Source organism: Streptomonospora arabica, from assembly GCF_039531585.1.
Taxonomy (GTDB): Bacteria; Actinomycetota; Actinomycetes; order Streptosporangiales; family Streptosporangiaceae; genus Streptomonospora; species Streptomonospora halophila.
Genome location: NZ_BAAAQI010000001.1, coordinates 12,519 through 26,484 on the forward strand (window position 1 = coordinate 12,519; position 13,966 = coordinate 26,484).

Annotated in this window: 12 protein-coding genes, 1 pseudogene and 1 riboswitch; of the genes and pseudogenes, 9 read left to right on the forward strand and 4 right to left on the reverse strand. The window is 75.0% G+C overall.

The genetic code is table 11. The features are described from left to right. Positions 1 to 350 precede the first annotated feature (350 nt). A complete protein-coding gene (locus ABD284_RS00055; protein ID WP_344140741.1) occupies positions 351 to 896 on the forward strand; it encodes a GNAT family N-acetyltransferase in 546 nt (181 codons plus the stop codon). On the opposite strand, the gene metF is transcribed toward ABD284_RS00055, so the two are convergent. Next, positions 814 to 1,767, reverse strand: a complete 954-nt coding sequence (metF, locus tag ABD284_RS00060; RefSeq protein ID WP_344139345.1) for a methylenetetrahydrofolate reductase [NAD(P)H] — start codon at positions 1,765 to 1,767, stop codon at positions 814 to 816. The genes ABD284_RS00055 and metF overlap by 83 nt on opposite strands. A 261-nt stretch (positions 1,768 to 2,028) precedes the next feature. On the opposite strand from metF, the gene ABD284_RS00065 reads away from it, so the two are divergent. Both ABD284_RS00065 and ABD284_RS00070 read left to right on the forward strand, forming a co-directional pair. Further along, complete coding sequence (locus tag ABD284_RS00065; RefSeq protein WP_344139348.1) at positions 2,029 to 3,099, forward strand: polyprenyl synthetase family protein; 1,071 nt, start codon at positions 2,029 to 2,031, stop codon at positions 3,097 to 3,099. A 197-nt stretch (positions 3,100 to 3,296) separates the two neighbouring features. Then, positions 3,297 to 4,589, forward strand: coding sequence for a DUF418 domain-containing protein (locus ABD284_RS00070; RefSeq protein WP_344139351.1), 1,293 nt, complete (start codon positions 3,297 to 3,299; stop codon positions 4,587 to 4,589). A gap of 486 nt (positions 4,590 to 5,075) precedes the next feature. Here the strand turns inward: ABD284_RS00070 and ABD284_RS00075 are convergent, their stop codons facing one another. The 3 genes from ABD284_RS00075 to ABD284_RS00085 all read right to left on the reverse strand — a co-directional run bounded on the left by ABD284_RS00075 (position 5,076) and on the right by ABD284_RS00085 (position 7,956). Next, complete coding sequence (locus ABD284_RS00075) at positions 5,076 to 6,701, reverse strand: long-chain fatty acid--CoA ligase (RefSeq protein WP_344139354.1); 1,626 nt, start codon at positions 6,699 to 6,701, stop codon at positions 5,076 to 5,078. Between the two features lie 144 nt (positions 6,702 to 6,845). Beyond that, positions 6,846 to 7,496, reverse strand: a complete 651-nt coding sequence (thiE, locus tag ABD284_RS00080; protein ID WP_344139357.1) for a thiamine phosphate synthase — start codon at positions 7,494 to 7,496, stop codon at positions 6,846 to 6,848. A gap of 100 nt (positions 7,497 to 7,596) precedes the next feature. Next, positions 7,597 to 7,956, reverse strand: a complete 360-nt coding sequence (locus tag ABD284_RS00085; protein ID WP_344139360.1) for an Rv2175c family DNA-binding protein — start codon at positions 7,954 to 7,956, stop codon at positions 7,597 to 7,599. Between the two features lie 177 nt (positions 7,957 to 8,133). On the opposite strand from ABD284_RS00085, the pseudogene ABD284_RS00090 reads away from it, so the two are divergent. The 6 genes and pseudogenes from ABD284_RS00090 to ABD284_RS00115 all read left to right on the forward strand — a co-directional run. Continuing rightward, a pseudogene (locus ABD284_RS00090) lies at positions 8,134 to 8,661 on the forward strand (SAM-dependent methyltransferase); the annotation flags it as partial. Beyond that, a riboswitch (TPP riboswitch) is annotated at positions 8,625 to 8,738 on the forward strand. (Overlaps the previous pseudogene by 37 nt.) Further along, the gene (gene thiO / locus ABD284_RS00095) at positions 8,735 to 9,958 is read left to right on the forward strand and encodes a glycine oxidase ThiO (protein ID WP_344139363.1); all 1,224 of its coding nucleotides are present in this window, start codon (positions 8,735 to 8,737) and stop codon (positions 9,956 to 9,958) included. It overlaps the preceding riboswitch by 4 nt. Further along, entirely contained in the window at positions 9,949 to 10,149 is a 201-nt protein-coding gene (thiS, locus tag ABD284_RS00100) for a sulfur carrier protein ThiS (protein ID WP_344139366.1), read from the forward strand. The genes thiO and thiS overlap by 10 nt, the downstream gene beginning before the upstream one ends. Before the next feature lie 103 nt (positions 10,150 to 10,252). Beyond that, positions 10,253 to 10,999, forward strand: coding sequence for a thiazole synthase (locus ABD284_RS00105; protein ID WP_344140742.1), 747 nt, complete (start codon positions 10,253 to 10,255; stop codon positions 10,997 to 10,999). A gap of 162 nt (positions 11,000 to 11,161) precedes the next feature. Further along, positions 11,162 to 13,120 carry a Stk1 family PASTA domain-containing Ser/Thr kinase gene (gene pknB / locus ABD284_RS00110; RefSeq protein ID WP_344139369.1) on the forward strand — a complete coding sequence of 653 codons (1,959 nt, stop codon included), beginning with the start codon at positions 11,162 to 11,164 and terminating at the stop codon, positions 13,118 to 13,120. Between the two features lie 61 nt (positions 13,121 to 13,181). Further along, a complete protein-coding gene (locus ABD284_RS00115) occupies positions 13,182 to 13,874 on the forward strand; it encodes a response regulator (protein WP_344139372.1) in 693 nt (230 codons plus the stop codon). Positions 13,875 to 13,966: the final 92 nt, after the last annotated feature.

Genomic DNA, 13,966 nt, shown 5'->3' on the forward strand with positions numbered 1-13,966 from the left:
GTGTGTGGAGCGGGCACCCGGAGCGCGCCGACCCGGATGACCGGAGGGGGCGCGGCCGGGCAAGAGGCTTCCCCTCCCCCCGCCCGGCCGCTTTCCCGCGCCCGCGCGCCCGACCGGACAGGCGGGCCGCAAGCACGGGGTGAACGTAGCTTCCGGACGACCCGACGGGGCCTCGTCCGAGGCTCCAGTCGAACAGAAGTACGAACATGGACAGTTAAGCGCACCCCGGCGGCCTCCGTCAACAGCGCCGCGCGCGGACGCCGGTCGTCTACCGTGGCCCTGTGCGCACCACCGAGATCGAGCTGTGGGAGCTGGCCGCTCCGGCCTTCCTGCACGCTCTGCCGGCCCTGATGGAGATCTACACGGCCGCGATGGACCCGCCCCGCGAGCAGCTCCCCGGGCGCCGCTCCATCATGCGCGAGCACGCCCGCTACCCCCGGTTCCGCTCGGTGATCGCGCTGCCCCGGGAGGGCGGGGGCGCGGCCGGGTTCGCCTACGGCTTCCGCGGCGGCAGCGGGCAGTGGTGGCACGACATCGTCACCGCCGAGCTGCGCGAGCACGACCCCGGCGCCGAGCAGCGCTGGTTCACCGACTCCTTCGAGGTCGCCGAACTGCACGTACTGCCCGCCCACCAGGGGCGCGGCATCGGCCGCAGCCTGCTGGAAACACTGACGGCGGCGCGCAGGGAGCGCACCGCCGTCCTGTCGACCCCGGCCGGCCGGACGGCCGCCCGGGGCCTCTACCGCTCGTGCGGGTTCGTCGACGTCCTACCGGAGTTCCACTTCCCCGGCAGCCCTCATCGGCCCTTCACGATCATGGCCGCGCCCCTGCCATTGCCGGGAGGCGGTCGGAGGCGACCTGCTCGTAGATCTCCCGTGTGGCAGTGGACTGGTTGAACGTGATGAAGTGGATGCCGGGAGCACCCTCGTCCAGCAGCCGCTCGCACATGCGCTGCGCCTGCTCGATTCCCAGCTTGCGCACCGCCTCGGGGTCGTCGGCGACCTTGTCGAACTCCTCGGCGAGGTGGCGCGGGAACGGCGCGCCGGAGAGCTGCTCGGACATCCCGATGGTGGAGTGCTTCACCACCGGCATGATCTCGGGGATGATCGGGGTGTCGCAGCCCGCGGCCGCCACCCGGTCGCGCAGGCGCAGGTAGTCCTCGGCGTCGAAGAACATCTGGGTGATGGCGTAGTCGGCGCCCGCACGGCACTTCTGCACGAGGTACCTCGTGTCGGACTCGATGTCGGGAGAGCGGGGGTGCTTGTAGGGGAACGCGGCGACGCCGACGCTGAAGTCGCCGGTCTCCTTGAGGAGCCGGACCAGATCCTCCGCGTACTCCAGCCCTTCGGGGTGCTTGACCCACTCGCCGAGCGGGTCGCCCGGGGGGTCGCCGCGCAGCGCGAGGAGGTTGTTCACCCCCACGCCGGCGAAGCGGCCGATGAGGTGGCGCAGCTCGCGCACGGAGTGGTTCACGGCCGTCATGTGGGCGACGGGGAGCAGTGTCGTGTCAGTGGCGACCTGCTCGGTGATCTCGACGGTGAGATCCCGTGTACCGCCGCCGGCGCCGTACGTCACCGAGATGAACGACGGCTGCAGCGCCTCGATCTGGCGGATCACCCGCCAGAGCTTGCGCAGTCCTTCGTCCGTCTTCGGTGGGAAGAACTCGAAGGAGAATGTCGGTTCGCCGGCCTTGAGCAGTTCGCGGATGTCGCGCGGCCGCGACGCTGCGGCCGGCGCGCTCCCGTTGCGTGTCGATGACCCAACCATGCGTTCCACCTTAGGCGAAGCCCTGTCCCGCACCGGGAGGGTGGGTACCCACTACCCGCTTTACCTGCACGAACACCCGCAGAACGGCCTCGGGTGCCCGCGAGGCCCCCGGCCGCGGACCGTTCGGCACCGCCGCCGCGGCGGCACCGGGGCGGCACCGGGGCGGCGAGAAGCGGACCCGCCGCCGCGCCGCCGATGCCCCGGCGCGCGGACCCCGGCCATCAGGCGGGGAACCCCATACCAACCGATAATGTGCAGCCCATGACCTTCTCCGCCTCCTCTCCGGTCTCCTTCGTGCGCTCGGCCGTCGACGGCGAGATCGCCCGGTTCGTCGCCCGGCGGCGCGCCCAGCTGCTGGAGATCGGCTCCGAGCTGGCGCCGGCCGTCGATGCGCTGGAGGCCATGCTCGCCGGCGGCAAGCGGCTGCGTCCGGCGTTCTGCTACTGGGGCTGGCGCGGTGCGGGCGGCGCCGACGTGCCGGGCATCCACGCCGCCGCGGCGTCGCTGGAGTTCCTGCAGGCCTGCGCGCTCATCCACGACGACGTGATCGACAACAGCGACACCCGCCGCGGCCTGCCCGCCACCCACAAGCGCCTGGAGGAGCTGCACGAGCGCTCGGGCTGGAGCGGGTCGGCCGCGGACTTCGGCCGCGGCGCGGCGATCCTCATCGGCGACCTGTGCCTGGCCTGGAGCGAGGACCTCTACCAGGCCAGCGGCCTGGAGCTGGAGGCGCTGCGGGCCGGGCGCACGCCCTTCGACGCGATGCGCACCGAGGTGATGGCCGGGCAGTACCTGGACATGCTGGAGCAGGTGCGCGGCGGCGGCGCCGTCGAGGCGACGCTGCGGGTCATGCACTACAAGGCCGCCAAGTACACCGTCGAGCGCCCGCTGCACCTGGGCGCGGCGCTGGCGGGCCGCCACGAGGACCTCTCCCCCGTCTACACGGCCTACGGGCTGCCGCTGGGCGTGGCCTTCCAGCTGCGCGACGACGTCCTGGGGGTCTTCGGCGACCCCGAGCAGACCGGCAAGCCGGCAGGCGACGACCTGCGCGAGGGCAAGCGCACGCTGATCGTGGCCGAGACGCTGGAGCGCGCGGGCGCGGCCGACCGCGCCGGGTTCCTCCGGCGCCTGGGGGACCCCGGGCTGGACACCGACGCGGTGGAGTGGATGCGCGGCGTGGCCGAGGACTGCGGGGCGCTCGCGGCCTGCGAGCGCCGCATCGACGACTACGTCGAGCAGGCCGGCACGGCGCTGGAGAGCGGCCTGCTCGACGGCTCGGCACGCTCGGCCCTGGCCGACCTCGTGGTCGCCGCCACCGCCCGCAAGCACTGACGGGCCGCGCCGCCGCGGGCGGGGGCCGGGCGGGGCGGGGCCCGCCCGGTGCGGGCCTCCTCCCGCGGAGCACCACGCCTCCGCCCCGAGGCGGAGCGGCGTCCCGTCCCTCGGGCGGTCGCACCGGGCGGCCGCATCGGGCACGCTGAAGGGAAAGCACGTCCTGCGGCGGCCTGCCCGCGCTTGGAGGCACCATCGTGGACGCCACACCGGCCCCCCGACGCGGACCGCTGCGCCCGGCGGAGCGCGCTCCGGCCCCGGACCTGGCCCGCGGGTTCATGCTCCTGCTGATCGCGCTGGCCAACACCCCGCTGTACCTCTACGGCTCCCGGCAGTCGCCGCTGGGGACCCACCCTGTCGACGGGTCGGCCGCCGACCGCGCCGTGCAGTTCGTGATGATCCTGGCCGTGGACGGACGCGTCTACCCGATGTTCGCGTGCCTGTTTGGCTACGGGCTGGTGCGCATCTACGACCGCCAGCGCGCGGCGGGCGCCTCGCCGCGGGACGCGGCCGCGGTGGTGCGCCGCCGCAACCTGTGGCTGCTGGTGCTCGGCTTCGCGCACGCGGCGCTGCTGTTCCTCGGCGACGTCCTGGCCGCCTACGGGCTGCTGGGGCTCGTCCTGGGCGGGCTGCTGCTGCGCCGCCCCGAGCGCGCGATGCGGTGGACGGCGGCGGTCCTCGTCGGGCTGACCCTCGTGCTGTGGGTGTTCAGCGCGGTCGGCGCCGCCCTGGCCGCGCTGGCCCCCTCCGGCGCCGTCGGCGGGACGGGAGCGGACATGTCCGGCATCCTGCGGTCCTCCTTCAGCGAGGAGGACTACCTCGCCTCCGTCGCCGACCGGCTGGCGGCCTGGGCGCTCCTGGCGCCGCTGCAGGCCCTGACCCTGGTGATGCCCGCCATGATGGCGCTGGGCCTGGTCCTGGGCCGCCACCGGGTACTGGAGCGCACCGACCGGCACCTGCGCCTGCTCGTCGCCGCCGCCGCGGTGGGGATCGGCCTCGCCTGGGCGTCGGCGCTGCCCGAGGCGCTGGCCCACGTCGGCCTCGTTCCGGCGAACGGCGCCGTCACCGCGGCGCTCAGCGGCGTGCGGCAGCTGAGCGGCGTGCTCGGCGGGGCGGGCTACGTGGCGCTGTTCGCCCTGGTCGGCCGCGCCGTGAGCCGCCGGGCGCGCCCCGGACCGGGCACCGTCGCCGTCATCGCGGTCGGCAAGCGCTCCCTGTCCTGCTACCTGGCCCAGTCGGTGCTGTGCGCGCCGCTGCTGGCCGCGTGGGGGCTGGGGCTCGGCGCGCACTTCGGCAGCGCGGCCACGGCCCTGTTCGCCGCGGGCGTGTGGCTGGTCACGCTGGTCGGCGCCTACGCGCTGGAGCGGGCCGACCTTCCCGGGCCGGCCGAGGTGCTGCTGCGCCGGCTGAGCTACGGTCCCGCGGCCCGAAGCGGCGGCAGCGGGCCCGGCGCAGACCCGTCCGGCGGGTCCGGCACCGCGACGCGCTGAGAGGCGCGCGAACGCCCGCGGCCGCGCGGGTCCCGGACGCGCCGTCCCGGGGTCGGCGACCGCGCGCCCGGACCGGCGCAGTACGCGCTCCTTGAGGAAGCCCGGAAAGCCGGGAAGGAACGGGCTCATCCGCGGGCCCGCCGGGCAGGGCCGCCTGGCGCGGGTCTCGCGCGAGGACGCGGCCGAGGCGGCGGTGGCCGTGCTCACCGGCGGGCCCGGGCACGACGGGAGCATTTGCGACCTCACCGGGCCCGAGGCGATCGGCGCGGCCGGGGGAACGGGACGGATCCGGAGCCGGCACCCGGGTCGGCGCCGACGCCTGCGCCGCGATCGCCGCGGGCGGACCGGACGCGGTCCCGCCCCGCCGTGCCCGAGCTGACCGGAGGGCCCGCCCGGTCCGTCGAGGGCTGCCTGCGCACCCGCCCCGGCGCGCTGCACCGCGCGCCGGTCCGACCCGCGCCGGCGCCGGAGAGGCGCCGCGAGCGGTCACTCGCGCGTGTCGACGACCTCGAGCTCGCCCGAGGCGTGCCGGGAGCGCAGGGTCTTCTTGTCGAACTTGCCGACGCTGGTCTTGGGCACCTCCGCCACGAAGGTCCAGAACTCCGGCAGCTGCCAGCGCGCCATCTTCTCGGCCAGGAACTCCCGCAGCTCCGGGGCGCCGGCGGCCGCGCCGTCCCGGAGGACGACGGCGACCAGCGGGCGCTCGTCCCACTTGGGGTCGGGCACGGCCACGACGGCCGCCTCGGCCACGTCCGGGTGGGCCATGACGGAGTTCTCCAGCTCGACCGAGGAGATCCACTCGCCGCCGGTCTTGATGACGTCCTTGGCGCGGTCGGTGAGCCGCAGGAAGCCGTCCGGGGTCAGAGAGCCGACGTCGCCGGTGCGCAGCCAGCCGTCGTGGAACTTCTCCGGGTCCTCTCCGCCGTAGTAGGAGCCGGTCACCCAGGGCCCGCGCACCTCCAGCTCGCCGACGGAGGCGCCGTCGTGCGGCACCACCGCGCCGTCGGGGCCGATGAGCCGGCCCCGCACCGAAGCCGGCAGGCGCCCCTGGCTGAGGCGGTAGGCGCGGCGCTCGCTGCCGGCGGCCTCGGCGGGCGGGCGCGCGAAGCTGCCCAGCGGGGAGGTCTCGGTCATCCCCCAGGCGTGCAGCATGGGCACCCCGTAGCGCTCCTCGAAGCGCTCCATGAGCGAGGGCGGGCAGGCCGCTCCGCCCACGATGACGCTGTGCAGCGAGGACACGTCGCGCGGCGCCGCCTCCAGCTCCTCCAGCAGCCCGTGCCAGATGGTGGGCACGGCCGCCGCGATGGTCGGGCGCTCGGCCTGGATCATGTCGGCCAGCGGGCCCGGCTGAAGGAAGCGGTCGGGCAGCACCAGCGAGGCGCCCACCATGAGCGCGGCGAAGGGCAGGCCCCAGCTCATGGCGTGGAACATGGGCACGACGGCGAGCACGGTGTCACCCTGGGCGACGGCCATGCCGTCGGTCATGCACACCTGCATGGAGTGCAGGTACATCGACCGGTGGCTGTAGGCGACGCCCTTGGGCGCCCCGGTCGTGCCGGAGGTGTAGCACATCGCGGCGGCGTCGCGCTCGTCGATCTCGGGCCAGTCGAAGGTGTCGGGCCGTCCGGCGAGCAGGTCCTCGTAGGAGTGCACCTCCACGCCCTCGGCGGCGAGGCCGCCGGGCTCCCCTCCGGCGACGATCACGTGGCGCACGGTGCGCAGCCGCGGCAGGATCGGCGCGAACACCGGGACGAGGGAGGCGTCGACGATGACGACGCGGTCCTCGGCGTGGTCGGCGATGTAGGCGACCTGGTCGGCGTGCAGCCGGATGTTGAGCGTGTGCAGCACCGCGCCCATGGCCGGGACGGCGAGGTAGGCCTCCAGGTGCTCCTGGTTGTTCCACTGGAATGTGGCCACGCGCTCGTCTCCGGCGACCCCGAGCCCGCGCAGCGCGTGGGCCAGGCGGGCGGCGCGCGCGCCGACCTCGCCGAGGGTGGCGCGGCGGGGCTCGCCGCCGGTCCAGGTGGTGATGCGGGCCCGGCTGTGCACCGAGGTGCCGTAGCGGACGAGGTCGCCGACGGACAGCGGGACGTCCTGCATGGTGCTGCGCATTCGCCCTCACCCTTCACGCAGTACGGACGTGATTCGTGTCACCGACGCTAGAAGGGGCGGGGCACGCGGGAAAGCATGCCGGGCACATCGTTACCTGACGGTGTTAGGCAAAGGGCGCGCCCGCCGGAGGGGGCACGGGCGCCTTCAGCCCGCGGCGGCGAGCCTGCGCGCGAGCTCCTCCGCCGCGGCGCGCGGGTCCTCGGCGCCGGTGATGGCGCGCACGACGACCACGCGCCGGGCGCCGGCCGCCACCACGCGGTCGAGGTTGGCCAGGTCGATGCCGCCGATGGCGAACCAGGGGCGCTGCGGGGCCATCGCAGCGGTGCGCTCCACCAGCTCCAGCCCGGCGGCGGCCCGGCCCGGCTTTGTAGGCGTGGTCCAGGTCGGACCCACGCAGAAGTAGTCGACGCCCTCCTCCTGGTCGGAGGCGGCCGCCATCGCCGCGTCGCTGTTGGAGCGGCCGATCAGCGGACCGGCGCCGACGACGGCGCGCGCGTGGGCCACAGGCAGGTCCTCCTGGCCCAGGTGCAGCACGTCGGCGCCCGCCGCCAGGGCGATGTCAGCGCGGTCGTTGACCGACATCAGGGCCCCGTGGCGCTCGCAGGCGGCCCGCACGGTCTCCAGCGCGGCGAGCTCCCCTCGGGCCTCCAGGGACTTGTCGCGCAGCTGGACGATGTCGACGCCGCCGGCCAGCGCGGCGTCGAGGAACTCGGCGAGGTCGCCCCGGTCGGCGCGGGCGTCGGTGCACAGGTAGAGGCGCGCCCGGTCCAGGCGCTCTCGCAGGCTCGCGTTCACCGGGCCAGGGTAACCGCCGCGGGCCGGGCGCCCGCGCGCGCCCTCCTCCGCCGGGGCGGGCCGCCCCGGCGGGGGCGGACGCCTCCGGCGCAGGGCGCGGTCAGAAGGCCATGGCCTGCGCGCGGCGGCGGACCTCGGTGCCGCGGTTGTCGCTCAGCGCCTCGATGGGCGCTCCCGGCAGCGTGTCGTCAGGGGTGAACATCCACTCCAGCGCCTCTTCGGTGCTGAACCCGGAGTCGGCCAGGACGGTGAGCGTGCCGGGCAGACCCTTGACGACGTCGCCGCGGGAGATGAACGCGGCCGGGACGCAGAGCTCGCCGCCGCGCCGCACGCCCAGCAGCTTGTGGTCGGCGATGAACTGCTTGACCCGGTTCGGGCTGACGTTCAGCTCCTGCGCCGCGTCCTTCAGTGTCATCCATTCACCGACGAGGGCGTCGATGTCGCTGTCGTTCTCGTTCACGCTGCCAATGTGCCACACCCGCCCCCGTGCCAAACTCCGCTGCGGCGGCGTATCGCTCAGGGCGTAGGGCGCGTGTTCGGCGGGTCGCTGTCCTCCTGCGCAGCGCCCCGCTCCGGAACAGCGCTGCACGCCCCGACCACGGGGCGCACCCACGCGTCTTAGTCGACCGTCGTCTACGTCGACAACGACCCGCTGGTGCTGGCACACGCCAACGCCCTGCTCGTCGGGACGGCCGAGGGCACGACCGACTACATCCACGCCGACATCCGCGACCCCGAATCCATCGTCGCCGCGGTCCGCGGGCGCCTCGACTTCGACCGGCCGATCGCCCTGGTGCTGATGGGCGTCCTGGGCCACATCGACGCCGACGAGGTGCCGCGGATCATCCGCGCCCTCGTCGAGGCCCTGCCCAGCGGCAGCTACCTCGCACTGTGGGACGGCACCGACACCGACCCGGGTGTGCCGGCCGCGCTGGAGGAGTACAACGCCAACGCGCCGCTGCCCTACCGGCACCGCAGCCCGGAGTGGATCGCGTCGCTCTTCGACGGCCTGGAGCGCGCCGCCCGCTGTGGACGGATCCGTCGAACACGCCCCGGCCCGGTCCGCCGGGAGGAGCGCCGCTCCGCCCGGGACACCCCGGCGGGCCGGGCCCTAGAATGGGTGCGGACGAGAACACCCGCGGGAGCCGGGGCGGGACCCGGCTGAGAGGGAGGCTGGCCGCCTCCGACCGCATGAACCTGATCCGGGTCATACCGGCGAAGGAAGTGGCAGCAGGACCGTGTGTGCAGCGACCGACCTCTCCGCCTCGCAGCGCACCGCCGACGTGGTCGTCGTCGGCGGCGGGCTCGTCGGGCTGGCCACCGCTTGGCGGGCCGCCCGCGCCGGGCTGAGCGTGACCGTGGTGGCCGAACCGGTCGAAGGCTCCGCCTCGACCGTGGCCGCCGGCATGCTCACCCCCGCCACCGAGGCCTCCTACGGCGAGGAGGCGCTGATGCGCCTCGCCGTCCTCTCCCGCGACCGCTACCCCTCCTTCGTCGCCGAACTTGAGGAGGACAGCGGGCTGGATGCGGGCTACCGCGCCGAGGGCACCCTGCAGGTCGCCTTCGACACCGACGACATGGCCCGGCTCGGCCACCTCGGCGAGCTGCGGGAGCGCCTGGGCCTGTCCACCGAGCGGCTCACCGGGCGCGAGTGCCGCAGGCTGGAGCCCATGCTGGCGCCGTCGGTGCGCGGCGGCTACCTGGCGGCCGACGACCACTCCGTGGACCCGCGCGCACTGCTGGAGGCGATGCGCGCCGCCGCCGAGCGGCGGGGCGCCGTGGGCGTGCGCGACCGCGCGGGCCGACTGGTCCTCGACGGCGGCCGCGCCCGGGGGGTCGTACTCGACTCCGGCAACGAGGTCTCCGCGGGGCAGGTCGTGCTGGCCGCCGGGGTGGGCACCCCGGCGATCGAGGGGGTCCCCGAGGGCGTGGTGCCGCCGCTGCGCCCGGTGAAGGGCCAGCTGCTGCGCCTGCGCACGCCCGAGGGCGAGGACCCGATCGTCACCCGCACCGTGCGCGGCCTGGTCAAAGGATCGCCCGTGTACCTGGTACCGCGCGGCTCCGGCGAGATCGTGCTCGGCGCCACCCAGGAGGAGCAGGGCTTCGACACCCGCCTGACCGCCGGCGGCCTGTGGGAGGTGCTGCGCGACGCCCACGAGCTGGTGCCCGGCGTCAGCGAGCTGGAGGTCGCCGAGACCTGTGTGGGCCTGCGCCCCGGCTCCCCCGACAACGAACCGCTGCTGGGCCCCACCGCGGTCCCCGGGCTGCACCTGGCCGCCGGCCACTTCCGGCACGGGGTGCTGCTCGCCCCGGCCACCGGTGACGCCATGGCCCAGGCTCTGACCACCGGCGCGCTTCCCGACTACGCGCGCCGGTTCGCCGCCACCCGCGCCGCCGGCGGTCTCCCCGCCGCCGCGGACGGCGGCCGCACCGAGGGAGGCGAGCAGGACCAGTGGATGTGATCATCAACGGCGAGCGCCGCGCGGTCCCACCCCGGACCACCGTGGAGGAGGTCGTGCGCTCTCTGACGCACCGGCCCGCCGGCATCGCCGTCGCGCTCAACGACGAGGTCGTGCCCAAGGCGGGCTGGGCCATCACCGAGGTCGGCGAGGACGACCGCGTCGACGTGCTCACCGCGGTCCAAGGAGGCTGACGTGACCCACACGCACACCCCGGCGAGCCCGGAGGCCGCCGGAGCTCCCGGCACCGGCCGCGAGGACCGGCCGCACCCCGGCGCGGAGTCCGGCGAGGACCCGCTGGTCATCGCAGGGCGCTCGTTCACCTCCCGGCTCATCACCGGGACCGGCGGCGCGCCCTCGCTGCGCGTCCTGGAGGACGCCCTGGCCGCCTCGGGCACCGAGCTGACCACCGTCGCGCTGCGCCGGGTCTCCCCCGGCGCCGAAGGAACGGTGTGGGACGTGCTGCGGCGCAACGGCATCCGGCCGCTGCCCAACACCGCCGGCTGCTTCACCGCCGGCGACGCGCTGCGCACCGCCCGCCTGGCCCGCGAGGCGCTGGAGACCGACTGGGTCAAGCTGGAGGTCGTCGCCGACGAGCGCACTCTGCTGCCCGACCCGGTCGAGCTGCTCGACGCGGCCGAGCGCCTGGTCGACGAGGGGTTCACCGTCCTGCCCTACACCAACGACGACCCGGTCCTCGCGCGCCGGCTGGAGCAGGTCGGCTGCGCCGCGGTCATGCCGCTGGGCGCCCCCATCGGCTCCGGCCTGGGCATCCGCAACCCGCACAACATCGAGCTGATCGTGGAGCAGGCGGGGGTCCCGGTGGTGATCGACGCCGGCATCGGCACCGCCAGCGAGGCCGCCCTGGCCATGGAGCTGGGATGCGACGCGGTCATGCTGGCCACCGCGGTCACCCGCGCCCAGGACCCGGTACTGATGGCCGCCGCCATGCGCGACGCCGTGAGCGCCGGCCGCGCCGCCCGACGCGCCGGGCGCATCCCCGTTCGGCGCTACGCCCGGGCGTCCTCCCCGGCCGTGGACTAGGATCCACAGCGGACCGTCCGGCGGCGCCCGGACGGCCCGCGTGTCCGGTCTCACCCTCGGCCGCGCCGTCCGCCCAGTTCAGGGGCTTGTGCCCGGTCGCGGTCGGGCCGCGGACCACCGCAGGCGCCACCCCCGCACGCACGACGCCTTACACTCCCGGGTGTGGACATGACGACTGCCGACCCTCTGGTGGGCACGACACTCGATCAGCGCTACCACGTCGAGGCACGGGTGGCCAGCGGAGGCATGGCCACGGTCTACGTCGCGCACGACACGCGGCTGGACCGGCGACTGGCCTGCAAGGTCATGCACCCCTCCTTGGCTCAGGACCCCTCCTTCGTGCGCCGCTTCATCAACGAGGCGCACTCGGTGGCCAAGCTCTCCCACCCCAACGTGGTGCAGGTCTACGACCAGGGCACCGACCAGGGCCACGTCTACCTGGCCATGGAGTACGTGCCGGGGCGGACACTGCGCGACATGCTCAACGCGCGCGGGCGCCTGTCGCCCTCGGACGCGGTCGAGGTCATCTCGCCGGTGCTGGCGGCGCTGGGCGCCGCCCACCAGGCCGGACTGGTCCACCGCGACGTGAAGCCCGAGAACGTGCTGCTCACCGAGGACGGCCGCGTCAAGGTCGCCGACTTCGGCCTGGCGCGGGCGGTGGAGTCCTCCCAGCAGGCCACCACCAAGACCGGCACCGTGATGGGTACCGCCGCCTACCTGGCGCCCGAGCAGATCGAGCGCGGCGCCGCGGACGCGCGCACCGACGTCTACGCGGCCGGCATCATGCTCTACGAGCTGCTGACCGGCGCGCAGCCGCACACCGGCGACACCCCCATCTCGATCGCCTACCAGCACGTCAACGAGGACGTGCCGCGGCCCTCGCGCGCCGTCCCCGGGCTGCCGCCCCAGATCGACACCCTGGTCACCCGCGCCACCGAGCGCGACCCCAGCTATCGGCCCGGCGACGCCGGCCAGTACCTGGCCCTGGTGCTCAACACCAAGTCGGCGCTGCCGGCCGCCGGGGCGGCCGAGGCGGCCCACGGCGGTCACACCGCCGCGCCGCCCCCGGCTTCGGACGGGTCCAACGACACCCTCGTCGTCGAGACCGGCGGGCCGGCCGGGGAGGAGGCCGCACCGGCGTTCCGCGGCGGGCGGGGGCGGCGCTCCCGCCTGCGGCTGGACTACCGCAGCTACCCGATGATGATCGTCGCGGGCGTGCTCGCGGTGGTGCTCCTGGTGTTCGGCTGGTGGTTTTTGGTCGGCAGGTACGAGCCCGTGCCCGAGGTCGTCGGCATGCACGAGTCCGGCGCCCGCGCGGTGCTGGGCGACATCCCGGTGCAGATCGAGACCTCCGACAAGCGCGTCTACTCCGAGGAGTCGGCCGGCTCCGTCGCCAAGCTGGAGCCCGCGGTGGGTGAGCGCATCCTCCCCGGCGACACGGTCAAGCTCTTCTTGTCGAAGGGGCCGCAGACCGTCGAGATGCCCGACCTGGTGGGCCAGAGCGCCGGGGACGCGCGGGCCGCGCTGGAGGACCAGGGCTTCGCCGAGGTCGTGGAGCAGGAGACCGAGTCCCAGGACCAGCCGGCGGGGACGGTCATCAGCACCGACCCCGAGGCGGGCACCGACGCCGACCGCGAGGAGCCGGTCACCCTGTCCGTCAGCGCGGGGTTCGAGGTCCCCCAGGTCGAGGGGATGCAGCAGGACCAGGCGGAGACGGCGCTGCAGGACGCCGGGCTGCAGGTCTCGGTGACCGAGGAGCCCAGCGAGGACGTCCCCGAGGGCGAGGTCGTATCGCAGGACCCGCCCGGCGGCGAGACCGTGAGCTCCGGCGACACCGTCACGATCACCGTGTCCTCGGGGCCCGCGGCGATCGGGATCCCCGATGTGACCGGATGGAACGTGAACGACGCGAAGAAGAAGCTGGAGGAGCTGGGCTTCAAGGTGAAGGTCACCAGGATCTTCGGCGGCGACACGGTCACCAGCTACAGCCCGCAGGGCGAGGCCGAGAAGGACACCGAGATCGAGCTGGTCGCCAGCCCGTTCGACACCGGCGGTGGCGGCGGCAGGCCGCCGGGCCACGGCAACGGCCAGGGCGGCGACGGCGACGGCGGTGACGACTGACCGCACCACCGCCTCCCGCCGAGGGCCGCGGCCGCCGCGGAGGCTCCGTTAGAGTCGCTCCATGATCGACCGGGCAGAGGCGGAGTCGGCGGAGGGGCGCGCGATCCGCGTCATGGTCGTCGACGACCATCCCATGTGGCGCGACGCGGTGGCGCGCGACCTGGCCGAGGCCGGTTTCGCGGTGGTGGCGACCGCGGGCGACGGCGCCAAGGCCGTGCGCGTGGCCCCGGCGGCCCGGCCCACGGTCGCGGTGGTCGACCTGCAGCTGCCCGACATCGGGGGCGTGGAGGTCACGCGCCGCCTGCTGGCCGGCGGCGAGCCGCCGCGCGTGCTGGTGCTCTCGGCCAGCGGCGAGCAGGCCGACGTCCTGGAGGCGGTCAAGGCCGGCGCCACCGGCTACCTGGTGAAGTCGGCCCAGCGCGAGGAGCTGCTGGAGGCCATACGCCGGGTGCACGCCGGCGAGGCGGTCTACACCCCCGGCCTCGCCGGGCTGGTGCTGGGCGAGTACCGCCGGATGGCCGCCGAGCCGGAGCCGGCCGGCGAGCCCGCGGCGCCGTCGCTGACCCCGCGCGAGACCGAGGTGCTGCGGCTGGTGGCCAAGGGGCTGGGCTACAAGCAGATCGCCGAGCGCCTGACCCTGTCCCACCGCACCGTGCAGAACCACGTGCAGAACACGCTGAGCAAACTGCACCTGCACAACCGCGTCGAGTTGGCGCGCTATGCGATCGACCGGGGGCTCGACGGCGACGAGTGAGCCCGGGCGCCGCGCGGCGCGCCCGCCGGCGCCCGCGCGGCCGCGCGAGTGCGGCCGCACGGGCGGTGCCTGCGCGGGCCCGCGCGGGCGGG

What these genes read in the sequence shown, in the direction of transcription:
- ABD284_RS00055 (WP_344140741.1), top strand. Translation starts at nt 351, where the DNA reads ATGGAGATCTACACGGCCGCGATGGACCCGCCCCGCGAGCAGCTCCCC.
- ABD284_RS00075 (WP_344139354.1), bottom strand. Translation starts at nt 6,701, where the DNA reads ATGCGCAGCACCATGCAGGACGTCCCGCTGTCCGTCGGCGACCTCGTC.
- ABD284_RS00065 (WP_344139348.1), top strand. Translation starts at nt 2,029, where the DNA reads ATGACCTTCTCCGCCTCCTCTCCGGTCTCCTTCGTGCGCTCGGCCGTC.
- ABD284_RS00115 (WP_344139372.1), top strand. Translation starts at nt 13,182, where the DNA reads ATGATCGACCGGGCAGAGGCGGAGTCGGCGGAGGGGCGCGCGATCCGC.
- metF (WP_344139345.1), bottom strand. Translation starts at nt 1,767, where the DNA reads ATGGTTGGGTCATCGACACGCAACGGGAGCGCGCCGGCCGCAGCGTCG.